19 protein-coding genes are annotated in these 25265 nt (G+C 67.8%); 13 read left to right on the top strand and 6 right to left on the bottom strand.

All coding sequences use genetic code 11. The features are described from left to right. Positions 1-109 precede the first annotated feature (109 nt). The 7 genes from hemQ to hemL are packed head-to-tail and all read left to right on the top strand — an operon-like array spanning position 110 to position 7418. Positions 110-811: a hydrogen peroxide-dependent heme synthase gene (hemQ, locus tag LDO86_RS13245; RefSeq protein WP_018768566.1), complete on the top strand. Its 702-nt coding sequence runs from the start codon at positions 110-112 to the stop codon at positions 809-811. Beyond that, positions 808-2055: a ferrochelatase gene (locus tag LDO86_RS13240; RefSeq protein WP_224084005.1), complete on the top strand. Its 1248-nt coding sequence runs from the start codon at positions 808-810 to the stop codon at positions 2053-2055. The genes hemQ and LDO86_RS13240 overlap by 4 nt, the downstream gene beginning before the upstream one ends. Then, positions 2052-3050: a hydroxymethylbilane synthase gene (gene hemC / locus LDO86_RS13235; RefSeq protein ID WP_018768564.1), complete on the top strand. Its 999-nt coding sequence runs from the start codon at positions 2052-2054 to the stop codon at positions 3048-3050. The genes LDO86_RS13240 and hemC overlap by 4 nt, the downstream gene beginning before the upstream one ends. Before the next feature lie 7 nt (positions 3051-3057). Next, complete coding sequence (locus LDO86_RS13230; protein WP_018768563.1) at positions 3058-3939, top strand: uroporphyrinogen-III synthase; 882 nt, start codon at positions 3058-3060, stop codon at positions 3937-3939. Between the two features lie 57 nt (positions 3940-3996). Further along, a complete protein-coding gene (gene hemB / locus LDO86_RS13225; protein WP_224084004.1) occupies positions 3997-4980 on the top strand; it encodes a porphobilinogen synthase in 984 nt (327 codons plus the stop codon). Beyond that, positions 4977-6053, top strand: coding sequence for an LLM class flavin-dependent oxidoreductase (locus LDO86_RS13220; protein WP_018768561.1), 1077 nt, complete (start codon positions 4977-4979; stop codon positions 6051-6053). Before hemB ends, LDO86_RS13220 begins: the two co-directional genes overlap by 4 nt. A 33-nt stretch (positions 6054-6086) precedes the next feature. Beyond that, positions 6087-7418, top strand: a complete 1332-nt coding sequence (gene hemL, locus LDO86_RS13215) for a glutamate-1-semialdehyde 2,1-aminomutase (RefSeq protein WP_018768560.1) — start codon at positions 6087-6089, stop codon at positions 7416-7418. A gap of 136 nt (positions 7419-7554) precedes the next feature. Here the strand turns inward: hemL and LDO86_RS13210 are convergent, their stop codons facing one another. From LDO86_RS13210 to LDO86_RS13195, 4 genes are all read right to left on the bottom strand, one after another. Further along, the gene (locus tag LDO86_RS13210; protein ID WP_018768559.1) at positions 7555-8292 is read right to left on the bottom strand and encodes an amino acid ABC transporter ATP-binding protein; all 738 of its coding nucleotides are present in this window, start codon (positions 8290-8292) and stop codon (positions 7555-7557) included. After that, positions 8289-9053, bottom strand: a complete 765-nt coding sequence (locus tag LDO86_RS13205; protein WP_018768558.1) for an amino acid ABC transporter permease — start codon at positions 9051-9053, stop codon at positions 8289-8291. The genes LDO86_RS13210 and LDO86_RS13205 overlap by 4 nt, the downstream gene beginning before the upstream one ends. 12 nt (positions 9054-9065) lie before the next feature. Continuing rightward, positions 9066-10019: an ABC transporter substrate-binding protein gene (locus tag LDO86_RS13200; RefSeq protein ID WP_018768557.1), complete on the bottom strand. Its 954-nt coding sequence runs from the start codon at positions 10017-10019 to the stop codon at positions 9066-9068. 329 nt (positions 10020-10348) lie between these two features. Beyond that, positions 10349-11059: a 3'-5' exonuclease gene (locus tag LDO86_RS13195; protein WP_018768556.1), complete on the bottom strand. Its 711-nt coding sequence runs from the start codon at positions 11057-11059 to the stop codon at positions 10349-10351. Between the two features lie 63 nt (positions 11060-11122). On the opposite strand from LDO86_RS13195, the gene LDO86_RS13190 reads away from it, so the two are divergent. From LDO86_RS13190 to LDO86_RS13180, 3 genes are all read left to right on the top strand, one after another. After that, positions 11123-11539, top strand: coding sequence for an MGMT family protein (locus LDO86_RS13190; RefSeq protein WP_018768555.1), 417 nt, complete (start codon positions 11123-11125; stop codon positions 11537-11539). A 122-nt stretch (positions 11540-11661) separates the two neighbouring features. Further along, positions 11662-14913 (top strand): ATP-dependent DNA helicase, encoded by a 3252-nt coding sequence (locus tag LDO86_RS13185; RefSeq protein ID WP_224084485.1) that lies wholly within the window; start codon positions 11662-11664, stop codon positions 14911-14913. After that, a complete protein-coding gene (locus tag LDO86_RS13180; protein WP_018768553.1) occupies positions 14910-18389 on the top strand; it encodes an ATP-dependent DNA helicase in 3480 nt (1159 codons plus the stop codon). Before LDO86_RS13185 ends, LDO86_RS13180 begins: the two co-directional genes overlap by 4 nt. Positions 18390-18422: 33 nt before the next feature. Here LDO86_RS13180 and LDO86_RS13175 read toward each other — a convergent pair whose 3' ends face one another. Then, the gene (locus tag LDO86_RS13175; protein WP_018768552.1) at positions 18423-19682 is read right to left on the bottom strand and encodes a macrolide 2'-phosphotransferase; all 1260 of its coding nucleotides are present in this window, start codon (positions 19680-19682) and stop codon (positions 18423-18425) included. 143 nt (positions 19683-19825) lie between these two features. Here LDO86_RS13175 and nudC point away from each other — a divergent pair, with 143 nt between their 5' ends. From nudC to LDO86_RS20270, 3 genes are read left to right on the top strand one after another with little or no spacing between them, the layout of a single operon-like run. Further along, complete coding sequence (gene nudC / locus LDO86_RS13170; RefSeq protein WP_018768551.1) at positions 19826-20848, top strand: NAD(+) diphosphatase; 1023 nt, start codon at positions 19826-19828, stop codon at positions 20846-20848. Between the two features lie 55 nt (positions 20849-20903). Continuing rightward, the gene (locus tag LDO86_RS13165; RefSeq protein ID WP_018768550.1) at positions 20904-23039 is read left to right on the top strand and encodes an ATP-dependent DNA helicase UvrD2; all 2136 of its coding nucleotides are present in this window, start codon (positions 20904-20906) and stop codon (positions 23037-23039) included. Continuing rightward, on the top strand, positions 23036-23668 hold the full coding sequence (locus LDO86_RS20270) for a M48 family metallopeptidase (RefSeq protein WP_018768549.1): 633 nt from the start codon (positions 23036-23038) through the stop codon (positions 23666-23668). Before LDO86_RS13165 ends, LDO86_RS20270 begins: the two co-directional genes overlap by 4 nt. Before the next feature lie 64 nt (positions 23669-23732). On the opposite strand, the gene LDO86_RS13155 is transcribed toward LDO86_RS20270, so the two are convergent. Further along, positions 23733-25157: a zinc-dependent metalloprotease gene (locus LDO86_RS13155; protein ID WP_018768548.1), complete on the bottom strand. Its 1425-nt coding sequence runs from the start codon at positions 25155-25157 to the stop codon at positions 23733-23735. Positions 25158-25265: the final 108 nt, after the last annotated feature.

The following is a 25265-nucleotide window of genomic DNA, read 5'->3' as shown; positions in this document are numbered from 1 at the left end:
GCGGCGCCGGAAGCCCTCCACGGCAGGCAAACGTGACTTTGCTCACTTCTACGAGTCGTAGAACTCTTCGGTTTCGCCTTGGGGGCAGCGAAGGGGCAAACTTGTAACCATGAGCCACACTTCTGCCGAATCTGTCACTAAAACCGAAGAATCAGCCGAGCAGTTCTTTACCCTCTGGACGGTATTCAAGCGGTCGGAGTCAGTGGTCCGCAGCGCCGATGCCGCCGCCGACTTCGAAGCGCTGCTGGAGCGGCTCGCCGCGGCCGGCGTCACGCACCGGGGCAGCTACGACGTCTCGGCCATGCGCGCCGACGCCGACGTCATGGTGTGGCTCCACGGCCCCAAGCCCGAGGCGCTGCAGCAGGCCATCCGCGACATCCGCCGCAGCCCCCTCTTCGCGGGCACGGAGATCGTGTGGTCCGCCATGGGCGTCCACCGCGAGGCGGAGTTCGCCAAGAACCACACGCCCGCCTACTCGCGGGGCGTCGCTCCGGCCGAGTGGCTGTGCGTCTACCCGTTCGTGCGCTCCTACGAGTGGTACATCCTGCCGGAGGCCGAGCGCGGCAAGATGCTCCGCGACCACGGCCTGCTGGGCAGGGACTTCCCCCAGGTCATCTCCAACACCGTCTCCTCCTTCGCCCTGGGGGACTGGGAATGGATCCTCGGCCTGGAAGCACCCGAACTGGTGGACCTCGTGGACCTGATGCGCCACCTGCGCGCCACGGAGGCCCGCAACCATGTCCGCGAGGAAGTTCCGTTCTACACCGGACGCCGGATCACCGCCGAAGAAGTAGCAGAGGTGCTCGCATGAACCCGCTCGACCCCACACTTGCCACCGCCGTGAACCCCGTCACCGAGGCCGGGCGCATGGCTCCCAAGAATTACGACGCCGTCCTGCTCGCCTCCTTCGGCGGTCCGGAAGGCCAGGAGGACGTCATCCCGTTCCTCCGCAACGTCACGCGCGGCCGGGGGATCCCGGACGAGCGGCTCGAGGAAGTCTCGCACCATTACCGCGCCAACGGCGGCGTGAGCCCCATCAACCAGCAGAACCGGGAACTCAAGGCAGCGCTGGAAGCCGAACTGGCTGCCCGCGGCATCGACCTGCCCGTGCTGTGGGGCAACCGGAACTGGGCGCCGTACATCCCCCAGACCCTGCAGGAAGCGTACGACGCCCGCCACCGCCGGGTGCTGATGCTCACCACGAGTGCCTACTCCTGCTACTCCAGCTGCCGCCAGTACCGCGAGGACATCGGCATGGCCCTGACGGAGACCGGCCTGGACGGCCGGCTGGAAGTGGACAAGGTCCGCCAGTACTTCGACCACCCCGGTTTCGTGGAGCCGTTCGTCGAGGGAACTGCCGCAGGACTGGCCGATGTGCGCGCCAAGCTTGCCGACGCCGGAATCCCCGACGCGCCCGTCCACATCCTGTTTGCCACCCACTCCATCCCTACCCGGGATGCTGAGGCCGCGGGGCGGTCCGAGGGTGAGCCGCGTGAGTTCGAGGAAGGGTCCGCCTACGTGGCGCAGCACCTGGCCAACGCCGCGGCCGTCATCGGGCGGGTCCAGGATGAAACCGGCCTGACCGCACCGTGGTCCCTGGTGTACCAGTCCCGTTCGGGCGCCCCGCACGTGCCGTGGCTGGAACCGGACATCAATGACGCCATCGAGGAACTCGCCGGGCAGGGCGTCAAGGGCATCGTCATCGTCCCCCTGGGCTTTGTCAGCGACCACATGGAAGTTGTCTGGGACCTGGACACCGAGGCCATGGAAACGTGCGCAAACCTCGGCCTTGCGGCCACCCGCGTCCCCACCCCCGGTACCCACCGCACGTTCGTTAATGGACTGGTGGACCTCATCTGCGAGCGGACGGTGGCCAACAACATCAGCGACCGTCCCGCCCTGACGGATCTTGGCCCCTGGTACGACGTCTGCCGCCCGGGCTGCTGCGCCAACTTCCGCGGCGAAAAACCCACGATTGCAGGAGCCGACACCACCGTGGGCACGGGGCATGACCCTTATCCCTCGGGGGATGCCGGCGAGACGGCGCAGCCGTGACGGTCCGGATTGGAACCCGCGCCAGCAAACTGGCGCTCACCCAGACCCAGCAGACCGCGGACCAGCTCGCCGCCGTCGGGGGTTTCCCGGTGGAACTGGTGCACATCCGCACTGACGGTGACGTCCTCACCGGGTCGCTGTCCCAGATGGGCGGCACGGGCGTCTTTGTTGCGGCCCTGCGCGACGCGCTGCTGCGCAGTGAGTGCGACGTCGCCGTCCATTCGCTCAAGGACCTGCCCACCGGTGCGGCCGTAGGACTCAGCCTTGCCGCCACGCCGCGCCGGGTGGACGTCCGCGACGTCCTGTGCGCCCGCGATGGGTTCAAGCTGGCCGACCTGCCGGCCGGGGCCCGGGTCGGCACCGGGTCGCCCCGCCGCGCTGCACAGCTGCGGGCGGCCCGCGCCGACCTGGACATTGTCGACATCCGCGGCAACGTGGACACCCGCCTGGGCCGTGTTCCCGGCCTGCCAGGCAACTCCACTGACCAAGTGGTCCCCGGGAAATCCTGCGACCTGGACGCCGTGGTTCTTGCTGCCGCCGGCCTTGAGCGCATTGGCCGGCTGGACGCCGTCACCGAGTACCTCGAAACGGACGTGATGCTGCCCGCGGCCGGACAGGGATCACTGGCCATCGAGTGCCGTACTGCCGACGCGCCGCCCAAACCGGGATCGGATGAAGGATCCCGTGAGGTCCTGGCCCAAGCCCTCGCTGCCCTGGACGACCCCGACACCCGCCTTGCCGTGACGGCAGAGCGCGCCCTGCTGGCCCGGCTCGAAGCAGGCTGTGCAGCCCCGGTAGGCGCCTATGCCTACCGGAAGGGCAGCATGCTGCACCTGGAAGCCGTGGTGTGCGCCGTCGATGGCACCGCAACGGTCCGGGACAAGCGCGCCACGGACGGACTCACGGAAGTCGGGGCCACCCTGCTGGGCATCGAGCTGGCCGAAGCGCTGCTTGCCGCCGGAGCCGCCGACATCGCGGACCTGCAGGCGTCCTGACCCGGCGATGACGCAGCCTTCCCGCAGGTCCGGACCGCAGATTCCACCCAGCCAATCCCTGCTGGGCGGAGCCCGCGTCCTCGTCACGCGCAGCCCGGAGCGGTCCGGTGCTCTGGTGGAGGCCCTGGCCGGAGCCGGCGCGACGCCGGTGCTGCTGCCGCTCATCGACTTCGAACGGGCCCCGGACCAGCACGCGCTCGACGTCGCCTGCGACGCCCTGGCGGCAGGGGCCTTCGACTGGCTGGTGGTCAGCAGTGCCACTACCGTGCATGTCCTGATGGAAAAGGCCGCCGAGCGTGGCCTTGGCCTGGGCCAGTTGGTCCCCTCCGGTACCCGGATCGCCGCGATCGGCCCCGCCACGCGGAGGCTGCTGTCGGCGGGCGGGCTGGATGCCGCCCTCACCCCCGCCGGCGAACAGTCGGCCGCCGGCCTCCTCGCGGTATGGCCCGGCGGCGGCAGGATCCTGCTGCCGCAGGCGGACATCGCAGCCGGCACACTGGCAGAGGGCCTCGCTGCCGCAGGCAGCGCCGTCACCGCCGTAACGGCCTACCGCACCGTCGACTATCCGGCGGCAGCCGACCGCAGGCTCGCCGTGCAGCCGGAAGACGGCGACGCCGGCCAGCACCCGCCGTCGTACTCCCTCCTGACGCCCGAAACGGCCGCCGCGGACATCGCCGAAGGGCGCATAGCGGCCGTGATCGCCGCCTCGCCGAGCGCCGTACGCCGTATTTCCGCCCTTGGTCCCCTGGGCGGCTGCCGGCTGGTGGTGATCGGCCGTTCGACGGCGGACCAGGCTGCTGCCCTGGGCCTGGACGTGGCTGCGGTGGCGGCTGAGCCCACACCGGACGGGCTGGTGGCGGCCGTCGCGAAGGCCCTCAACCCGCCCTGACCGCCCCGCCCCGGTATGCCCCCTCAAGCTTCAAGAACAACGCGAAGGACAGGACCCATGACTTTCCCCAACCAACGCCCCCGCCGCCTGCGCACCACCCCCGCCATGCGCCGGCTGACCGCCGAAACCCGCCTCTCGCCGGCGGAACTCATCCTTCCGGCCTTCATCCGCGAGGGACTGACCGAACCCAACCCCATCACTTCCATGCCGGGGGTGGTCCAGCACACCACCGACACGCTCAAGCGGGCCGCGGCGGAGGCCGTTGAGCTCGGCCTGGGCGGCATCATGCTCTTCGGCATCCCGGAAACCCGTGACGCCGAAGGCTCGGCATCACTCGACCCGGAGGGAGTGCTGAACAAGGCCATCCGGGACGTCCGCGCCGAAGTGGGCGATGACCTGGTGGTCATGAGCGATGTGTGCCTGGACGAATTCACCGACCACGGCCACTGCGGAGTCCTCGACGCCGACGGGTACGTGGACAACGACCGCACCGTGGAGATCTACGCCAGGATGGCCGTTGCACAGGCGGAGGCCGGCGCGCACATGCTGGGCCCCTCCGGCATGATGGACGGCCAGATCGCCGCCATCCGGTCGGCCCTGGATCAAGCCGGATATGCCAACGCCTCCGTCATCGCCTACGCCGCCAAGTACGCCTCGGCGTTCTACGGGCCGTTCCGCGAAGCGGTGGACTCACAGCTCAAGGGCGACCGGCGGACCTACCAAATGGATGCCGGCAACCGCACCGAAGCCCTCCGCGAGGTTGAACTGGACCTCGCCGAGGGCGCGGACATCATCATGGTCAAACCGGCCATGAGCTACCTGGACATCGTGGCCGACGTTGCCGCGATGAGTCCCGTCCCGGTGTCCGCCTACCAGATTTCCGGTGAATACGCCATGATCGAGGCCGCCGCCGCCAACGGCTGGATCGACCGCCGCGCAGCCATCACCGAGTCCGTCCTGGGCATCCGGCGGGCCGGGGCCCACATGGTCCTCACGTACTGGGCCGCCGAACTGGCCGGCTGGCTGAAGGAAGCCCGGTGACAGCCGGGCAGGCCGCGGAACCCACCGCGCCGGTGGGGGAGGACCGCATCCTCCTCGGCCTGAACACCTTCGGTGACGTTGGCGAGGCTCCGGACGGCAGCCAGCAGCCGCACGCCCAGGTCCTGCGCCAACTGCTGGAACAGGCGGAACTTGCCGACGCCGTCGGGCTCCATGCCTTTGGCGTGGGTGAGCACCACCGCAAGGACTACGCGGTGTCAGCGCCGGAAGTCTTCCTGGCCGCCGCTGCCGCCCGCACAACCCGCATCCGGCTGGGCTCCGCCGTAACAGTCCTGAGCTCGGATGACCCCATCCGTGTCTTCCAGCGCTTTTCCACTGTGGACGCCATTTCGAACGGCCGCGCCGAAGTGATGCTGGGGCGCGGATCCTTCATCGAATCCTTCCCCCTGTTCGGCCTGGACCTGGCCGACTATGAGGTCCTGTTCGAAGAGAAACTCGAGTTGTTCGACAAGGTCCGCGCGCAAAAGCCCGTGCACTGGGAAGGCCGCACCCGGCCCGCGCTGCACGGCCTGAGCGTCTATCCGCCCCTGGAGCACCACCTGCTGCCCACGTGGATCGGGGTGGGCGGAACACCAGAATCGGTGCTGCGCTGCGCCCAGTACGGCTATCCCATCATCTTTGCCATCATCGGCGGCCAGCCGCGCGGCTTCCGGCCGCTTGCCGACCTCTACCGGGAGGCGATGGCCAAGTACGGGCACCCCATGCAGCAGATGGCCACGCACTCGCCCGGGCACGTGGCCGACACCGATGAGCAGGCCCGGGAAGAACTGTTCCCGCACTGGCTGAAGCTGCGCAACAAGCTCGGCGCCGAACGCGGATGGGGACCGGCCGGCCGGGGAGAGTTCGATGCCCTGTGCTCCGCGGAAGGCGCCCTCTACGTCGGATCGCCGGAAACGGTGGCCCAAAAAATCGTCCGGCTGAAGCGGAACCTGGGTGTGGACCGCTTCGACTTGAAATACAGCAACGGACCGCTGCCGCACGCGGCCATGATGCGTTCAATCGAACTGATGGGCACCGCGGTGGCGCCCCGGGTGGCAGAGCTGCTCGCCGGCTGACTGCGCTTCCGGCTAACTGAGAGAATAGAAACCATGACTTCCAGCAATCCTCGCAACGAGGCACTCTTCGACCGCGCCCGCCAGCTGATGCCGGGCGGAGTCAATTCGCCGGTCCGGGCCTTCGGCTCCGTCGGCGGGACGCCGCGCTTCATGGTCTCCGCCAAGGGGCCCTACCTGACCGACGCCGACGGCAAGGAATACGTGGACCTGGTCTGCTCCTGGGGCCCGGCGCTGCTGGGGCACGCCCACCCGGCCGTGCTGGATGCCGTCCACGCCGCCGTCGACCGCGGCCTCTCCTTCGGCGCTTCCACCCCGGACGAAGCGAACCTGGCCGAAATCGTGAAGGAGCGCGTCCCCGCCGTCGAGCGCCTCCGCATGGTCTCCACCGGCACCGAAGCCACCATGACGGCGGTCCGGCTGGCCCGCGGGTTCACCGGCCGCAACCTCATCATCAAGTTCGCCGGCTGCTACCACGGCCACCTCGATGGACTCCTGGCCGCTGCAGGCTCCGGCGTGGCAACCCTCGCCCTGCCCGGTTCCGCCGGCGTCACGGAAGCCACCGCCGCCGAAACCCTGGTGCTGCCCTACAACGACCTCCAGGCCGTCAAGGAAGCCTTCGCCACGCACGGATCCAATATCGCGGCCGTCATCACCGAAGCGGCGCCCGCCAACATGGGTGTGGTCACCCCCGCCGAAGGGTTCAATGCAGGGCTTTCCCGGATCACCCGCGAGCATGGCGCGCTGCTCATCGTCGACGAGGTCCTGACCGGTTTCCGCACCGGCTACTCCGGCTACTGGGGCCTCACCGGAGGCGCGCCGGATGCCGAGGACCCCTGGACTCCGGACCTGCTCACCTTCGGCAAGGTCATTGGCGGCGGAATGCCGACGGCGGCACTGGGCGGACGTGCCGACGTCATGGACTACCTGGCCCCCACCGGCCCGGTCTACCAGGCCGGAACGCTTTCCGGGAACCCGGTGGCCATGGCGGCAGGTGTGGCAACCCTGACGCACGCCACGCGGGACGTTTATTCCTTCATCGACGTCCGGTCCCTCGAACTGTCCTCCGCGCTGTCCAACGCCCTGGATGCCGCGGGGGTGGACCACTCCATCCAGTTCGCCGGCAACCTGTTCTCGGTGGCCTTCGGAACCTCGGCCCACGGCGTCCACAACTACGCCGACGCCCAGGCCCAGGAGGCGTTCCGCTACGCGCCGTTCTTCCACTCCATGCTGGAGTCCGGCGTGTACCTGCCGCCGTCGGTCTTCGAGGCCTGGTTCCTCTCCGCCGCGCACGACGATGATGCCATGAACCGGATCTACGACGCCCTTCCCGCGGCAGCCAGGGCCGCAGCCGCCGCCCAGGGGTAGGAACAGCGAAAAGGTGCGTCCCGGCGTCGTGAACCTGCCGCCGGGACGAAAAATCCCCGCCTTCCGGACAAATCCCACTGCATGCGAGGGGAAAGTCCGGGAAGCGGGGATTTTCTGTCTGTGCGTGCCTTCGGCCCTAGAGGACGTCCGAGAGGAAGCCCTTGAGCCGGTCCGTCTTCGGGTCGGTGAAGAGCTGCTCCGGCGGACCGGACTCCACCACAACACCGGCGTCCATGAACGTCACGGCGTCGGACACGTTGCGGGAGAAGCCCATTTCGTGGGTTACCACCACCATGGTCATGCCGCCCTTGGCGAGGTCCGCCATCAGCGACAGCACGCCCTTGACCAGCTCCGGGTCCAGGGCAGAGGTTGCCTCGTCGAAGAACATGACCTCCGGCTTCATGGCCAGCGCACGGGCGATGGCCACGCGCTGCTGCTGGCCTCCGGAGAGGTTGGCCGGGCGGGAATCGGCCTTATGCCTCAGGCCCACCAGGTCCAGCTGCTCCAGTGCCTCACTGCGCGCCTCCTCCTTGGAGAGCTTGCGCAGCTTCCGCAGGGCCAGTGAAACGTTTTCCTCCACCGTCTTGTGCGGGAACAGGTTGAACTGCTGGAATACCATGCCGATCCGGCGCCGCAGCTCGTCCGGGTTGTCCTTCAGGACTGACCGCCCGTCCAGCAGGATGTCCCCCTGATCCGGTTCGATCAGGCGGTTCATGACGCGCAACAGCGTGGACTTGCCCGAACCCGACGGTCCAATGACGGACGCCGTGGTGCCCTGGGGAACGTGCAGGTCGATGCCCCGCAGGACGTGGTTGCTGCCGAAGGAAAGGTGGATGTTCTTGGCGCTCAGTGTTCCCGACGCAAATTCGCTCATGCCTGGGCTCCCTTTCCAACGACCGCTGCGGCCTCGTCCGGTTCTTTCTTTTCGGGCCTGCCGGTGCGCAGCCGGGCATCGATCCAGTTCACGAAGTGGGTCAGCGGGATGGTCAGCGCCAGGTAGAAGACGGCTGCCGCCACGTAGGGCGACAGGTTGCCGGTGGTGGCCGCCGCATCCTTGCCGATTTGGAAGATCTCGCGCTCACTTGCCAGCAGTCCCAGGAGGAAGACAAGGGATGATTCCTTGATCAGCGCAATGAACTGGTTGACCAGGGCCGGAAGCACCCGCCGGATGCCCTGGGGCACCACTACAAGGCGCATGGACGCACCGTAGCCGAACCCCAGGGCGCGGGAAGCCTCGAGTTGTCCCTTGTCGACGCTCTGGATGCCGGAGCGGAAGATCTCGCCGATGTAGGCGCCGGACATCAGCGAAAGCGCCGCGACAGCCATCGGGTAGGGGCTCGTGGAACCCGTGAATTCGCGGACGATCGGCCCGAACCCGAAGCCGATGACCAGGATGGTCAGGACCGGCGGGAGGCCGCGCAGGATGTCCGTGTAGATCCGCGCGACCCAGCGCGCTGCTGCGTTCCGGGAGATCCCCATCAGGGCGAGCAGCATCCCCAGGGCTGTCCCGATGATGCCCGAGATGATGGCCAGCACGAGGGTATTCGGCAGGCCGACGGCGAACATCTTGGGGATGACTTCGCCCATCGCCTTCCAGTCAAGGAAGGTGTCAGCGAGTTGCTTGAGGATATCCATGGAACGCCCTGGTTACTTGGCGGCCGGGATCTGGACGGCCTTGCTGCCCGGCTTCCAGCCCTGCGGGGTCTGTTCAGCGGCGGTGGGGCGGTCCTTGTACCACTCGGACGTCAGCTTGGCCCAGGTACCGTCCGCGATGACCGCGTCCAGGCCGGAGTTCAGGGCGTCGATCAGGGGCTGGTTGTCCTTGTTGACGGCGTAGGCGGTGAAGTTCTGGGTGTTCACAACCTTCTCGGCGATCTTGGTGTTGTCGCCTTCCTTGACCTGGCCGGTTGCCTGCTGGGAGGGTGCCACCCAGGCGTCGATCTGGCCGTTCTTCACGTTGCCGTACACGGTGTTGTAGTCCGGGAAACGGACAGGCTCCAGCTTGAGGGTGTTGGTGACGTAGTCGTCCTGGACGGTGCCCTGGACGACGCCGATCCGGACGCCTTCCTTGAGGTCGGCGAAGCCGTTGACCTTGGAGCCGTTCTTGGTCACCACAGCCATGTAGCCGAAGTCGTAGCCGTTGGTGAAGCCAACGGTCTTGCGGCGGGCGTCGGTGGTGGAGATCGAGGAGGATCCGACGTCGAACTGCTTGTTGGCCACCTGGGACAGCAGGGCCGAGAAGTCGGTGGAGGCGAACTCAACCTTGAGGCCCAGCTTGTCGGCAATGGCGCGCAGCAGCTCGTTGTCGTAGCCGGTGAACTTGCCCGAAGGGTCGATGAAGATGTTGGGCGGGGCGTCCGAGAGGGTTCCCACGCGCAGGGTGCCCTCGGTGATGAGGCCCAGCTTGGTCTTGTCGATCTTGTCCACCGGGGTGACGTTGGCGGTGGTGTACTTGTCCAGCGTCTGCTGGTCGCTGCCGGCGAGGGCATCGGTGGGGGTGCCGCTGGGCTGGGAAGACCCGCCGCCGCAGGCTGCGAGGGAAACCGCGAGGGCAAGTGCAACGGGAGCGGTAGTGAGCCACTTCATCGCTTTGATTTTCATCAGGTTGTCACTTTCATATGAGTCATAAGTCGACCGGGCCGCAAGGCAGCGCTGTGGCGCCTGGCACCTGCCCGGTGCTGGTCGAGCCGTCCGGGGCAGGGGTGACCGCAAAACTTTATTGTCTCACTTGCGTGAAGTGAGGGTCCTTGCCGAAGAAGCGCGAGCCCAATCTCGGTTCTGCCAAATGAAATTCTGCCCTTTATGAGGAAGTTGGAGCAGCTTGCGCGCGGTTACCCTCTTCCGGTGAAGGATGCAGGTGCAGGGACTCCGCGGTTTGTGAAGCAGCATGACTGTGACATGCCTCCCAGTTTGGAGTGGCGCGGCTGCGCCTAGAAGCCACCTGCCGTTGCATCCTGCGGCGGCAGCACCGGCCAGTCACCCTCGATCACGGCGGCCGGCTTTGTCTTTCGGAGGTACCCCTGGAAGTCCGCCGCCTGGCTGACCGCCCAGTCCACCTGCAGTTGGTGCAGCTGGCTTGCCGGCATCACCAGCTTGGGGAACTTGCCCGCCATCGCATCGAGGACCCGCAGGGTGGCAAGCGCATCCGCGGCCGAAGTGTGGGCATTGTCCAGGACCACGCCGTACTCCTCGCACAATGCGGTGAGCGTGCGCTTGCCCTTGCGGAACCGGTCAACCTGCTTGTTCATGATGTAGGGGTCAAGGACCGGGAAGCGGCTGAGCTGGGGAATCCCATAGCGGGCGGATTCAGCGGCAAGGACCGTGAAATCGTAGCTCGCGTTGAACGCGATCACCGGGATGGCGGAATCGAAGAGCTCCTGGAGCACCGCGGCGACTTCACGGGTGACCTCGTGCGCCGGGCGGCCGTCCCGCCTGGCCTGTTCGGTGGTGATGCCGTGGACGTCACTTGCCTCGGTGGGGATTTCCACGCCGGGATCAGCCAGCCACTCGTGTTCCTTGATGACCTGGCCTTGGTGGTCCACCACGGTGATTGATGCGGTGACGATTCTTGCCGCCCGCGAATTGCGGCCGGTGGTTTCCAGGTCGAAGGCTGCGCGGGGAAGGGTGTTCCAGGAACTCATGCTTCAACGCTAAAGGGACCCACTGACAAATCCGTGGAACGCCACTGCGGCTAGATTGGATCAATGCGGAATGAGTACGTCCAAGCGGTCCTTGCCGTCGTAAGGCTGGTACCGCCAGGGTCCGCAGTGTCGTACGGGGATGTGGCCGAGCTCCTGGGTTCGGGCGGACCGCGCCAGATCGGTTCCGTCATGAGCCACCATGGCGGCGGCGTTCCCTGGTGGCGCGTCCTGAAGGCCAGCGGCCACGCGCCCGAGGGGCATGAGGCCGAGGCCCTCCTCCTTTACCTTGAAGAGGGCACCGCGCTCCTTGGCGACTTCAGTTCGTACCTCCGGACCGGGGAGGGCCGGTGGCGGGTTGACCTGGCGGCCGCCCGCTGGGCACCCACGGAGAGTGATTTTGACAGTATCGACGCAATTGCCGGGCAACTGGAGCGCAGCCTCCACAGATTGTCGGTGGCTGATGATGGAATGATTTTGTGACCGTAACAATTCCTTTGACCGGCCCCTGGGACCCGCAGCGGCAGGCGCCGGGGACAGGCCAGCCCCACACGGGGCAGGAGCAGGCTTTTCCCGACGCAGGGACCCCGGACAGCGGCAGTGGCCTGCCTGCTGTCCCTGCCCTCCGGTTGCTGCCCCCGCGACGGGTGCACGTGGAAGCCCTCCGGCTCACGCCGGACCAGCAGGCCGCAGTTGACGTGGCACAGGGTTCCGGGCCCGTCCTGGTCCCGGGCGCACCGGGCACGGGAAAGACCACCGTCCTGGTCGAGGCCGCCGTCCAGCGGGTCTTCCGTGACGGCGTCGACCCCGAGCGCATGCTGATTCTCGCGCCCACCCGCCTTGCTGCCGATTTCCTGCGCGACCGTTTTACCGCCCGGCTGGACAGGAGCCTCAGCACCACCCCCGCCAGGACGTGGGCCTCCTACGCCTTCGACCTGATCCGCCGTGCCAAGGCCGAGGGCGTCATCCCGCTTTCCAGGCCGCCGCGGCTGCTGTCCGGCCCGGAGCAGGACCTCATCATCAGGGAACTCCTCGAAGGCCACAGGCTTCCCGGCCTTGAACTGCCCTGGCCCGCCGATCTTGAGGGGGCACTGGAAACCCGCGGCTTCCGCCAGGAAGTGCGGCAGCTCTTTGACCGCATCATCGAATCCGGCCGCACGGCCGGGGACCTTGTCCGGTTGGCGGATGAGTGCAACCGGCCCGATTGGAAAGCCGCAGCTGCGCTGTATGCCGAGTACCGCGACGTCCTTGACCTGCGGATGCCCGAGGCCTTCGATCCCGCCGGGATCATCACGGCCGCCCGGCAGATCTTTCAGGACGCCCCGGATTTCCTCGCCGCGGAACGTGCCCGGCTGCAGGTTGTCCTGGTGGACGATATCCAGGAAGCAAACCCCGCTATCTTTGAGCTGCTGGCAGATATCGCCGCCGGCAAGGACTGCTACGTGACATCGTCCCCGGACACGGTGGTCCAGGGTTTCCGGGGAGCCCGTCCCGACCTCGTGGCGGAGCTGCCCCGGCTGCTGTCAACCCGGACGCCTGTCCTGGAGCGCCCGTTGTGGCACGCCCACGGCCTGGCGCCCCGCCTGGCCGAGGCGTGGCAAAACGTCGCGGGCCGCATCTCGCAGCGCGCAGGCGGCCAGCTGGCACGGCGCCTTGAACCGCCGGTGTGGCCTGGACAGGCCGAAGGCCCCGCGCGCCCCGGACCTGCCGTTCCCGGGAACGTCGAGGCCCATCTGGTCCCCACTCCGGTGCATGAGCTCCGGTATGTTGTACAGCGGATCCTGGACCAGCACATCAACCACAACCGCGATCTCGCGGATATTGCAGTCATCGTCCGCAACGGCGGCCAGGTCAGCGAGTTGCAGCGTTATCTCTCCGGGCAGGGCATTCCGGTGCGAGTGCCTGTGGCCGAATCGGCGGTCCGGGACGAAGTGGCTGTCCGGCCCCTGCTGGATGCTTTCGCCATTGCGTTGGATCCCAAGCTGCTGACACCCGAGGCCGCAGTGTCACTTCTCACCTCCCGCATCGGTGGTGCCACCTCCATCGAACTGCGCAGGCTCCGGCAATCGCTGCGGCGCGAGGAACTCCTGGGCGGCGGGGGCCGCGCCAGCGATGTGCTGCTGGTCGAGGCACTGCTTGAGCCCGGCGCGCTGGGTGCACTGGGTATCGAGGGCCGCGCCGCCCGCCGGACTGCCCGGATGATCCAGGCCGGGCGGGAAGCCGCCCACCTGCCCGGTGCCAACGCCGAGTCGGTGCTGTGGGCGCTCTGGAACTCCACGGGGCTCTCATCGGTGTGGACGGCCACCGCTTTGTCGGGCGGCCCGCACGGGGCCCGGGCTGACCGCGACCTGGACGCCATGATGGCGCTGTTCCACACAGCGGAGCGCTACGTGGACCAGATGCCCGGCGCGGGCCCCGAACAGTTCCTGGAGTACCTCCTGAACCAGGAGCTTCCCATGGACACCCTCGCCGCCCGCGCCCAGGTGGATGATGCCGTGGAGTTGATGACCCCCGCCAGTGCCGCCGGGCGGGAATGGCCCGTCGTGATAGTTGCGGGGCTGCAGGAGGGGGTGTGGCCCAACACAAGGCTCCGCGGTGAACTGCTCGGCAGCACGCTGTATGCGGATGCCGTGGAACATGGTCCGGAGTATGCCCTCCAGCGGGACCCCTTGAGCCGCCTCCGGGACATCCGCTACGACGAACTCCGGAGTTTCTCCATGGCGGTGTCCAGGGCACGGGAGCTGCTGGTTTGTACCGCAGTCTCGTCGGAGGACTGCCAGCCGTCATCCTTCCTGGACTTCGTTGCGCCCCTGGGCGCGGGGGAGGAGGGGCGGGCGTTCACCCAGGTGGAACGGCCCATGACGCTGCGTGCTCTGGTCGCCGAGCTCCGGCAACATGCCCAGCTGGAGGGGACAGCCCAGGCAGCAGAAGCCGCGAGGGTTCTGGCACATCTCGCTGCGCAGGACCCTGCCGTGGCCGGAGCGCACCCGGACAGCTGGTGGGGACTTGCCCCTTTGACCTCCTCGGAGGCGGTGGTCCCGCCCGGCGGGACGGTGTCCGTTTCCCCCTCAAAGGTGGAGACCGTCCAAAAGTCGCCGTTGGACTGGTTCGTCCAGGCAGCCGGCGGGGAAGCAGCAACGGACTTCGCCCGGAGCCTGGGCACCCTGGTGCACGCGATCGCGCAGGACATGCCGGACGCGTCCGGATCAGAGTACGTTGCTGAACTCGTGCGGCGCTGGCCTGCGCTGGGCATGAAGGACAACTGGGAGGGAAAGCTGGACTTCCAGCGTGCTGAAGCCATGGTGCGCAAGCTTGCGCAGTACGTGCTTTCGATGAGGAGCGAAAACCGCAGCCTGCTGGGCGTGGAAAAGGACTTTGAAGTGGCCCTTGGCCAGGTGGCAGTGGACGATGCTCCGCCGCGTGAAGCGGTGCTCCGCGGCCAGGTGGACCGTTTGGAGATCGACGCCGAAGGGCGGCTGGTGGTGGTGGACCTCAAGACCGGGAAGCGGCAGCCAGGCAAGGACGATCTGTCCCGCCACCCACAGCTCGGCGCATACCAGGCGGCAGTACTGGCGGGCGGTTTCGATGCCGGCGCTGACGGGGACCGCCCCAGGTCCGGCGGGGCCGTGCTGGCACAGCTGGGGACTGGAGCCATCAATCCAGCCATCCAGCAGCAGGAACCACTCGACCCGCAGGAGAACTGGGCATTGGACATGGTGGAGGAGGCGGCCGCCGTGATGGCCGGCAAGGAGTTCGTTGCACGGCATGACCCTGCCAAGGGCAGCCATGGCGGCCATGGCTGCCGGCTCCCTGAGGTGTGCCCCCTGTGCGCGCGCGGAAGGCAGGTGACCGAATGAGCGGGGTGCCGGCAGCCGCGGAAGCCGCTCCGGCGGTGCGCTTCAGCCCCGAAGAACTGTCTGCGCTGCTCGGAGAAAGAAATACCCCAACGCCTGAGCAATCAGCGATCATCTCCTCGCCGCTTGCTCCGCGGCTGGTCATCGCGGGAGCCGGATCGGGAAAAACCGCCACCATGGCCGACCGGGTGGTCTGGCTCGTGGCCAACGGGTGGGTCACCCCTGAGGAGGTCCTGGGCGTGACCTTCACCCGGAAGGCGGCCGGCGAACTTGCCAGCCGGATCCGGTCAAAGCTCCTGGCCCTGCAGCGTCTTGCGGCGAAGGAGGCCGGGAAAGGCGTCTTTCCGGAGGCCCTGGGCAGCAGTGACGCCCTTGAGCCCAAAGTGTCCACCTACCATTCGTTCGCCAGCGGCATCGTCTCCGACTACGGGCTGCGGCTCGGGGTGGAGCGGGACGTGGTTCTGCTGGGCGGTGCGCAGGCCTGGCAGCTGGCCAGTGAGGTGGTTGAGGCCTACGACGGCGAATACGCCCACTTCCGGGCCGCCAAGTCCACATTGGTGAAGGCCGTCATTCAGCTGGCGGGGGAATGCGCGGAACACCTTCAGGAGCCTGAGGACGTCGAAGCGTGGCTCATGGCCCGCCTTTCGGAGTTTGATTCACTGCCCTACGTGGCCGGAAAGAAAAGGAACCCGCCCAAGGCGGCACTGGACCTGGGTGGAATGCTGCGGACCAGGGCAAGCGTCGCTGACATGGTGGGCCGCTACGCCGCAGCCAAACGGGCCCGCGGCGCACTCGATTTCGGCGACCTGGTGGCCCTCGCCGCCAAGGTGGCGCAGGAGGTCCCGCTGGCTGCCCAGATGGAGCGCCAGCGGTACAAAGTGGTCCTGCTCGACGAGTTCCAGGACACCTCATACGCGCAGTTGGTGCTGTTTTCCCGTCTGTTCGGCGGCGGCCACGCCGTGACAGCGGTCGGGGACCCCAACCAGTCAATCTATGGTTTCCGTGGCGCTTCCGCGGGCCAGTTGTTCCACTTCGTCCGCGAATTTCCCGTCCGGACCAACGCACCGGACGAGGCACCGGGCTGGGCGCCTGCCCCCACCTCATACCTCACAACGGCCTGGCGGAACGGCCGGTCGATCCTGGCCGCAGCAAACGTCATGTCGCAATCCCTCGGCCGGTCAGCGGCCCACAAGGGACCTGCCGGGGACAGGGCAGCAGCTGCGGACGTGCCCCCGCTGCAGCCGAGCCCCCATGCCGTGGACGGAACGGTGGTGCTGGGCCGTTTCGCCAGCGACGTGGAGGAAGCTGCAGCCCTGGCTGACGATGTCCTGAAATACCGGGTGACAGACTTCGAACTGAAACCTGACGGTGTGCCCGAGCCGCCGGCCCTAGCCGTGCTGTGCCGCAGGCGCGCCCAGATGGAAACCGTCCGGCGGCAGTTCGAGGCCCGGGGGATCCCTTACGAAATCGTCGGTCTTGGCGGACTCCTGGACACCCCGGAGATTGTTGACCTGGTGGCCACCCTCCGCGTGCTTGCCGATCCGGGGCGGTCTGATGCCCTGATGCGGCTGCTCGCGGGTGCCCGATGGCGGATAGGTCCTGCCGACCTCATGGCCCTGCGCGATTGGTCGAGCCAGCTGGCAAGGAGGCGGGGGCGGGCTGCGCAGGAGTTCGACGCCGACACCCGGGACGGTGACAGCGATGAAGCAGGCGTCCCCGTCCTCGAGGGTGACCTTACCGACGGCGCCAGCCTGGTGGAGGCCCTGGACTTCCTGCCGCGTGACGGGTGGACGTCGCAGAATGGCCGCATCCTCAGCGCTGCGGCCCGCAGCAGGCTGGCCCGGCTGTCTGCCGAGTTGCGGCAACTGCGCGGATACCTCGGCGATGACCTCACCACGCTCCTGGGCGAGGTGGAGAGGGCCATGCTGCTGGACATCGAAGTGGCAGCGCGCCCGGGGATCAGCATCCACCAGGCCCGCCGCAACCTCGATGCGTTCCAGGATGCCGCCGCCGGGTTCCTGCGCACCTCCCAGAGAGTGGATATCCTCGCTTTCCTGTCCTGGCTGGAGGCTGCTTCAGCGGAAGAAAACGGGTTGGAAGCGCCTGCCAGTGACGTGAACCGGGAGGCCGTGCAGCTGTTGACGGTCCACGCTTCCAAGGGCCTGGAATGGGATGTTGTGTTTGTCCCCGGGATGAATGCCGGCGCCTTCCCCAGCGACAGGGACTCCCGCTGGAGCAGCGGTTCCGCCGCGCTGCCCTGGCCGCTGCGCGGGGACCGGGCCGACCTTCCGCAGTGGGACCTCGACCAACCGGACCAGAAAGGCTGGCTGGACGCGGAGAAGGACTACAAGGCCGGGGTGCAGGCCCACGGCGAATCGGAGGAACGGCGGCTGGCGTACGTCGCCTACACCAGGGCCAAGCATGTCCTGTGGGTGTCCAGTGCCGCCTGGGTGGGCTCACGGGCGGGGCGGGCGGAGATGTCTCCATTCCTTGCGGAGCTGGAAGTCCTGGCGCAACCGGCTGACGGCGCGGGAAGTCGGGAGGCTGTGGTCCACCCGCTGTCGCTGGAGGAGGCAGCGCTGCCCCTGCAGAGTCCGTTGACACTGGAAACAGAAGAAGCAACCTGGCCGTACGACCCCCTTGAAGGGCCCGTGGACCCACGCAGCGGTGAGCGCCTTCGGTTGGCCCGCGGGCGAAGGACGGCCATGGAGTCGGCGGCCCAACGGGTGCTCGGCATCCTGTCCACCGGCGGGGGAGCGCTGGTGCCCGCGGAGCGGTCCGTGCCGCAGCCCGGCCTGACGGGAGCAGCGGCCGGCTGGGCACGCGAAGCCGCGTTGCTGCTGGAGCGCAGGGCCAGAAGATCCAGTGGACAGGATGTGCACCTGCCTACCCACATCTCTGCTTCCACCCTGGTTGACCTCCGGGATGACCCTGAGGCGGTGCTGGGGCGCCTGCGCCGGCCGATGCCCCGGGAACCGGGCATGTCGGCCCGGAAGGGCACCGCTTTCCATGCTTGGGTGGAGGAATATTTTGGCAGGGCCGGAATGCTGGACCTCGGCGAAGCGCCCGGTTCGGACGACCATATCGATGCTGCCTACGATTTGGATGAGATGGTGGCTACGTTCAAGGCTTCCCCTTGGGCTGAGCGGAACCCGGCCTTCGTCGAGGTCCCGGTGGAAACCAGGGTTGGGGAGGTTGTGGTGCGGGGCCGGGTGGACGCCGTATTCCGTGACGCCGATGGCCGCTGGGACCTGGTGGACTGGAAAACCGGCCGCCGGCCGTCCGCGGAGCAGCTGAAGACCCGTTCGATCCAGTTGGCGGTGTACCGGCTGGCGTGGGCACGCCTGAAGGATGTTCCCCTGGAGGACGTGCGGGCTGCATTCTTCTACGTGGCTGACAACGCTGTGGTGCGGCCGCACGATTTGGGGTCGGCCGACGAGCTGGAAGGAATCGTTGCCGCTGCGCTTAGCCGGCCTTGAGTGGGACTGCCACGTGGCCAGGCCTGGCCAGGCTCAGCCCTGTTTGACGTTAATGACCGAGATGGCGGCGGTGGATGTATCGTCCGGACCCTTGGTTCCGGGGGTTTCGGCGCCCGTGGCCTCCGCGGAACCGGCTGCAGTGGGCTGCTCCGCCGGGATGGGGGCAACGTGCACTGCAGGTTGGATGGAGACTGCCGGCTCCGCTGGCGTAGTGGACCCGGCGGGGACCGGAACCACCGTAACGGCGGGAGTGACGGCGGAACTGCCGCTCCCGGAAGCCGCGCCTGTTCCGGATCCGGTGGCGGCTGCGGGAACGGATGCGCCTGCAGCGTCCGGGCTGTCCTTGACCGGAAGCGGCTCCACGCTGATCGGCTGGCCGCCGTACTCGGCGATGTCGCTGGCCAGGCTCTCCAGCATGTCTTCCGCCTCGGTGACCATGTCCTGGTCACCGGTGGCGAGGCCCTTGACCAGGTACTGAGCCAGGGCGAATTCGGCGGACAGGGCGGCCCGGCGCAGGAGGTGCTGGTCCGGCACGTCGCGTCGGCTGGATGTGTACGCCTTCAGCACGGCGTCAATGAAGTCCTGTTCATTGGAAGCCACCAGCCAGGCGAAGTCATCGGCCGGGTCCCCGATGCGCAGGTCGGTCCAACCCGTTACTGCGGTCACCCTGCCCGCCTCCACCAGCAGGTTGTCCTCATGCAGGTCGCCGTGGACCACACAGGGGTTGAACCGCCACAGGGACACATCCTCCATGGCGTGTTCCCAGCGGCGCAGCAGTGCGGCCGGGATCTTGCCGGTGGTGGCCGCCTGGTCCAGTTCGTTCAGCCGCCGCTGGCGGAACTCATTGGGGGTGTAGCTGGGCAGGTCGGCGTTGCTGACCAGCGAGCGGGGCAGGTCGTGGACCGCGGCCAAGGCGGAGCCGATCTCCCGGGCCAGGCCGGCAGGCCCCGACGTCAGCTCCTCGACGCTGCGTGTGGTGCCGGACAGGTGCGAGTAAACGAAGGTGGTCAGCGTTCCCAGCCGGACGCTGCCGGCCACCGTCGGCATCAGGAACGGCAGTTCGGCGCGCACGGCGGGAGCAAAAGCCCGGAGTACCAGGAATTCCGTTTCCAGCCGCGCGCTGGCTTCCGCGTGGCGCGGCGACCGGACCCGCCAGCGCTTTCCTTCGGAATCGAGGAGCAGGGCCGAATCGAAGTCCGCGGGGTCATCCGGCGCGGAGCTAACGGCCGTCGGGGTCAGTCCGGGGACTGCCGCGGTTGCTATTGCCGCCAGTTCAATCGGTTTTCTTCTCACCGTTCCACGGTAGATTGCCCGCCCTCCCAGACAGCGGTCCGGCCGCGGCGAGTCTTGAGATAGCTGCAAATAGGGGGTTTCCCTGCGGCGGGGCGGTGCCTCCCGAAATGTGAAATGTCGGAAGCAGTCAGTACGGTGGAACCATGAGCCATGCGGAGTCTGTCATACCCGTCCACCAGGCGGCGCCGGAACGGCTGCCGGCGAACCATCTGGTGGATACCCTGCTCCCCGTAAGGCCGGCCTTGGTGGACCGCGGATCGGCCGCGCGCGCCAGGCCCGGCATGATCGATGATCTTCTGTCCGGCCCGGATGCGCTGGCTGCGGTCCTGTCGAGGCGCCAGGGGCTGGTGCAGGGCGGCGACATGATGCTGACCGGGGCCAGGGAACTCCTGGCACAGCTGAAAGCAGCAGGAGCCGCGCCGGAACTCGTGGTGTACCTGGGCTCGGCGCTGCCTGCCTCACACCTTCCGGCCGGGACCGAGCTGCTGCTGTTCGTCCTTCCTGAGCCCCCGGAACCCGGGACCGCCGGTATCCCCGCGGATGCTGAGTGGGCTGGATTCCGCGACGTCGCCGCAGGCTTGACGGCCACCTCCACAGCCTTGTTCGTGGAAGCCAGCGCCATCGCAAACTGGCACGCTGCCCACACGCATTGCCCACGCTGCGGCACCCCCACGGAAGTGGTGGCCGGCGGCTGGGTGCGCCGGTGCCCGGCGGACAGTTCCGAACACTTCCCCCGCACGGACCCCGCCATCATCGTCACTGTCGTCGGCCCGGACGGCCGGTTGCTCCTGGGCGGCGGCGGCCCCGTGGACGCCCGGAACTACTCCACCCTCGCCGGGTTCGTTGAGCCTGGCGAATCCCTTGAAGAGGCCGTGGTGCGCGAGATCCAGGAGGAGGTGGGCGTGCGGGTCACCGCCTGCCAGTACCTCGGCTCCCAGTCGTGGCCGTTCCCCGCCTCCCTTATGCTTGGATTCACCGCCGTCACCGAGGACGCCCAGGCAACGCCCGACGGCGTGGAGGTCACCAGGGCCCGCTGGTTCAGCCGGGAGGAACTCCAGGAAGCGGTGCTCAGCGGGGAGATCACCATCTCCACCAGGCTCTCCATTGCCCGCTCGCTTATTGAGCACTGGTACGGCGGCCGGATCCAGGACCTCACTGGCGCCTAAGTCATTCCATCCACCAGACTCCAGCACGCGGTAGTCGAGAAACAAAGCAGCAGAAGTGACTACAGAGAATTTTGACGGAGCAGCCTCGCTGGAGGACCGGATCCTCGGCGGACTGGACGCCGAACAGCGTGAGGTGGCCAGCACCTTGAATGGCCCGTTGTGCGTCCTGGCCGGCGCGGGCACCGGAAAGACCCGTGCCATCACCCACCGCATCGCCTACGGCGTGCACTCGGGGGTTTACACTCCGCAGCGCCTGCTCGCCGTAACGTTCACGGCCCGGGCTGCGGCAGAGATGCGCAGCCGCCTGCGGGACCTTGGCGCCGGCAACGTGCAGGCCCGTACCTTCCACGCCGCTGCCCTGCGCCAGCTGCAGTTCTTCTGGCCCCAGGCGGTGGGTGGAACACTGCCCAACCTGCTGGACCACAAGGCCCAGATGCTGGCAGAGGCCGCCCGGCGGCTCAGGCTCAGCACGGACCGGGCCTCCATCCGCGACCTTGCCTCGGAAATCGAATGGGCCAAAGTGTCCATGCTGACACCGGCCAATTACCTGGAGAACGCCCAAGGGAGGGGCGCGCCCGGCGGGTTTGACCTCACCACGGTCGCCCGGGTCTTCCAGTCCTACGAGGACGTCAAGACGGACCGCAACGTGATCGACTTTGAGGACGTCCTGCTGATCACGGTGGGCATCCTGCAGGAGGACGAGAAGGTGGCCGCCACGGTCCGGGAACAGTACCGGCACTTTGTGGTGGACGAATATCAGGACGTCTCCCCGCTGCAGCAGCGGCTCCTGGACCTGTGGCTCGGCGGCCGTGACGAACTCTGCGTGGTGGGTGACGCAAGCCAGACCATCTATTCCTTTACCGGCGCATCGCCCCGGCACCTCCTGGACTTCAAGACCCGATACCCCCAGGCCAACGTGGTCAAGCTCATCAGGGACTACCGCTCCACCCCGCAGGTGGTGAAACTGGCCAATGACCTGCTGGCCGCCCGCCGCAGCGGCGGGCCCACCGCCGACGCCGCGTGGGCATCGCCCCTCCAGCTCGTGGCGCAGCGCCCCGCCGGGCCCGCGCCCCAGTTCACCGAGTGCACGGACGACGAAGCTGAAGCCGCCACGGTGGCGCAGAAGATCAAGGCACTGCTCGACGCCGGCACTCCAGCCAGCGAGGTGGCCATCCTTTTCCGTACCAACGGCCAGTCCGAGGCTTACGAGCAGGCGCTGGCCGCGGCAGGCATCGGCTACCAGCTGCGTGGCGGCGAGCGCTTCTTCGCCCGCAAGGAGGTAAGGGACGCGATCCTCCAGCTGCGTGCCGCCACCCGGGCGGTTTCCGAATCGGACACACCGGAACCCCTGGGTCAACTGGTCCGGGACATCGTCTCCTCCCTCGGCTACACCGACTCGGCACCGCACAGCGGGGGTGCCCTGCGCGAACGCTGGGAGTCCCTCGCGGCACTGGTGGCGCTCGCCGACGAACTGGTGCAGTCCCGCGGCCCCCAGTTTGGCCTGGCTGATTTCGTCAACGAACTCCAGGAGCGTTCCCTCGCCCAGCACGCGCCCACCGTGCAGGGCGTTACGCTCGCCTCGCTCCACGCGGCCAAGGGCCTGGAATGGGATGCCGTCTTCCTGGTGGGGCTCAGCGAAGGCCTGATGCCCATTTCCTTCGCCGATTCACCGGAATCGGTGGATGAGGAGCGCCGCCTCCTCTATGTCGGCATCACCCGCGCCCGTGAACACCTTTCCCTCTCGTGGAGCACCGCGAGGACCCCCGGCGGCCGGGCCAACCGGAAGCCGTCCCGGTTCCTCGACGGCCTGCGGCCGGACTCGGTGGCAAGCTCAAGCACCCGGGGGAAGGGCGCGCTTCCGCGCCGCAAGGCTGCCGCCCCCGCCGTGTGCCGGGTCTGCGGGAGCATGCTTGCCACCGGAGCGGAACGCAAGGTTGGCCGCTGCAACGCGTGTCCCCCCAGCTACGAGGAGCAGACCTTTGATGCGCTCCGCAACTGGCGCCGCGAGGTGGCCCAATCCGCGGACGTCCCGGCCTTCGTCGTCTTTACCGACGCCACCCTCACTGCCATCGCGGAGGCGAGGCCGGCGTCGCTGGAGGAACTTGCCGGCCTGGCCGGCGTTGGCCCATCCAAGCTGGAAAAGTACGGGGAGGACGTCCTCCGGGTCCTCGTCGAAAGCTCGGTCCTGTGAAACGCGGAGCCAGCGGCGGTGCCCGGCAGGCGTCAGTGCTGACCACCTCGAACGGTTCTCCGGTGGAGGTGCGGCGCTCTGCCCGGCGCACCCGAACCGTGGCGGCGTTCTGGGAAGACGGGACGGCGGTGGTTGCCATTCCGGCCCGCTTCACTGCGGCGCAGGAGCGCGAGTGGGTCCACAAAATGCTGGCCAAACTGCACACGCAGGGGCAGCGGCAGGCGGCAGCCGGGCGGCGGCGTCCTGCCACAGATGAGGCCCTCGCAGCCCATGCGGCCACGCTGTCCACGCAATACCTCGGTGGCCGGTCAGTGCCCACATCCGTCCGTTGGGTCAGCAACCAGAATTCCCGGTGGGGTTCGGCCACGCCGGCCGAGGGGACCATCCGCCTGTCTGACAAGCTGCGGCCCATGCCCCAGTGGGTCATCGACTACGTGCTGCTCCACGAGCTGGCCCACCTTCTGGTGGCCTCACACAACGCTGCCTTCTGGCAGCTGCTGGAGGCCTACCCCGAAACCCAGCGGGCCAAGGCCTTCCTCGAGGGTGTTTCCTTCGCCACGTCGCGGGGAATGGACAAAGATGCCGACCAGCCTGACGTCGGCCCGCTTGACGCTGACGTAGTCCAATAGCGGGCATTAAATCCGGCGAAAAGAAGTCTGGCGGGCCAGGAAGCCCTGGCCCGCCAGCAATGTCTCAGCCCTTGGGCTGGTCCGTTCCGCCGTCGTCGTCCTTGCTGCCGGTGTCCCCGGCGCCGCCCTGATCACCGGAGGTGTCGTCGAAACCGCCGTCCAGCAGTTTCTGCAGCGCGTCATCCACCTCGCTGTCGCTTGCCTCGGCAAGCTTGCGGCGGGAGCTGAAACCCTTCGGATCATCCAGGTCCTCGGCCGTGGGCAGCAGGTCGGGGTGGTGCCAGATGGCGTCACGGCCCTCGATCCCGCGTTCCTCCTTCAACGTGGCCCACAGGGTGGCCGCGTCCCGCAGCCTGCGCGGACGCAGCTCGAGTCCCACCAGTGAAGCGAAGGCGTGTTCGGCGGGACCGCCCGTTGCCCGCCGGCGCCGCACTGTTTCGCGCAGTGCCCCGGCGGACGGCAGGACCTTCTCCGTGGCGGCCGCGGTCAGTTCATCCACCCAGCCCTCCACAAGGGCCAGCGCGGTCTCGAGCTTTTCCAGTGCCTGTTCCTGGGCGGGAGTCCGCTGTGGCATGAACACGCCCTGCGACAAGGCCTCCTGGATGCCTTCCGGGTTGCTGGGGTCAAGGTCGCGGGCGAGTTCCTCGATGCGTGAGGTGTCGATGTGGATGCCGCGGGCGTATGCCTCGATGGCGCCCAGCAGGTGTCCGCGCAGCCAGGGAACCTGTACGAACAGCCGGGCGTGCGCGGCTTCCCGCACGGCCAGGAACAGCCGGATGTCGTTCCCGGGCAGGGACAGGCCCTCGCCGAACGCGGCGACATTGGCCGGCAGGAGTGCCATCTCAAGGTCGGCCAGCGGGACGCCGATGTCGGTGGAGCTCACCACGTCCTTGGACAGGGCGCCGATGGCCTGCCCCAGCTGCATACCGAAGATGGCGCCGCCCATGTTCTGCAGCATCGAGGAGGCGCCGCCCATCATGGACTTCATTTCCTCGGGCATCTGCTCCGTCATGGCGGAGGAGAGCGCATTGGCGATGCTGTTGGCCACGGGTTCTGTCAGCCGCTTCCAGGTGCCCAGGGTGGCCTCCACCCATTCCGCGCGGGACCATGCCTTGCCGATCAGACCGGTGGCGGGCAGGTCGGTGACGGGGTCCAGCCACATCTCGGCGAGGCGGAGGGCTTCATCCACCTCCCGGGACTGCTGGGCTGTGACGGACGGGTCCGCGCTGCCGGCCGCAACCCGCCGGGCATTGTCGTGGGCCAGTGTCCAGTTGACGGGCCCTTCGGACGGTGCGCTCATCATCGCCTGAACCTGGGAGAACATCTGGGCCAGCAGGTTGGGGTCGTCCGGCAGGCCGGCCGCCTTGGCCAGCTCGGCGGGATCGAAGTTTTCCATCCCCTTGCCGCCCATTAGGTTCTGCAGCATTTCGGTCAACGGATCCTTGGGGGTGTCGTCGCCGTTGGACGGATTGAGTGGGTTGGAGGTCATGGTCCCGCCGATCGATGGTGTGACTGTTGATCAACCTTCACGGTACCCCGGTGGGGGTCGGCTGTCTGCCGCCCGCCGCCGTCGTTCGCTCTAGGCAAAGCGCCCCGT

This window comes from Arthrobacter sp. StoSoilB19, from assembly GCF_019977275.1.
Classification (GTDB): domain Bacteria; phylum Actinomycetota; class Actinomycetes; order Actinomycetales; family Micrococcaceae; genus Arthrobacter.
This window is presented reverse-complemented; position numbering and strand designations above follow the sequence as displayed.

What these genes read in the sequence shown, in the direction of transcription:
- LDO86_RS13230 (WP_018768563.1), top strand. Translation starts at nt 3,058, where the DNA reads ATGACGCAGCCTTCCCGCAGGTCCGGACCGCAGATTCCACCCAGCCAA.
- LDO86_RS13190 (WP_018768555.1), top strand. Translation starts at nt 11,123, where the DNA reads ATGCGGAATGAGTACGTCCAAGCGGTCCTTGCCGTCGTAAGGCTGGTA.
- LDO86_RS13180 (WP_018768553.1), top strand. Translation starts at nt 14,910, where the DNA reads ATGAGCGGGGTGCCGGCAGCCGCGGAAGCCGCTCCGGCGGTGCGCTTC.
- hemQ (WP_018768566.1), top strand. Translation starts at nt 110, where the DNA reads ATGAGCCACACTTCTGCCGAATCTGTCACTAAAACCGAAGAATCAGCC.
- LDO86_RS13240 (WP_224084005.1), top strand. Translation starts at nt 808, where the DNA reads ATGAACCCGCTCGACCCCACACTTGCCACCGCCGTGAACCCCGTCACC.
- LDO86_RS13210 (WP_018768559.1), bottom strand. Translation starts at nt 8,292, where the DNA reads ATGAGCGAATTTGCGTCGGGAACACTGAGCGCCAAGAACATCCACCTT.
- hemB (WP_224084004.1), top strand. Translation starts at nt 3,997, where the DNA reads ATGACTTTCCCCAACCAACGCCCCCGCCGCCTGCGCACCACCCCCGCC.
- hemL (WP_018768560.1), top strand. Translation starts at nt 6,087, where the DNA reads ATGACTTCCAGCAATCCTCGCAACGAGGCACTCTTCGACCGCGCCCGC.
- LDO86_RS13205 (WP_018768558.1), bottom strand. Translation starts at nt 9,053, where the DNA reads ATGGATATCCTCAAGCAACTCGCTGACACCTTCCTTGACTGGAAGGCG.
- LDO86_RS13195 (WP_018768556.1), bottom strand. Translation starts at nt 11,059, where the DNA reads ATGAGTTCCTGGAACACCCTTCCCCGCGCAGCCTTCGACCTGGAAACC.
- LDO86_RS13155 (WP_018768548.1), bottom strand. Translation starts at nt 25,157, where the DNA reads ATGACCTCCAACCCACTCAATCCGTCCAACGGCGACGACACCCCCAAG.
- nudC (WP_018768551.1), top strand. Translation starts at nt 19,826, where the DNA reads ATGAGCCATGCGGAGTCTGTCATACCCGTCCACCAGGCGGCGCCGGAA.
- LDO86_RS13200 (WP_018768557.1), bottom strand. Translation starts at nt 10,019, where the DNA reads ATGAAAATCAAAGCGATGAAGTGGCTCACTACCGCTCCCGTTGCACTT.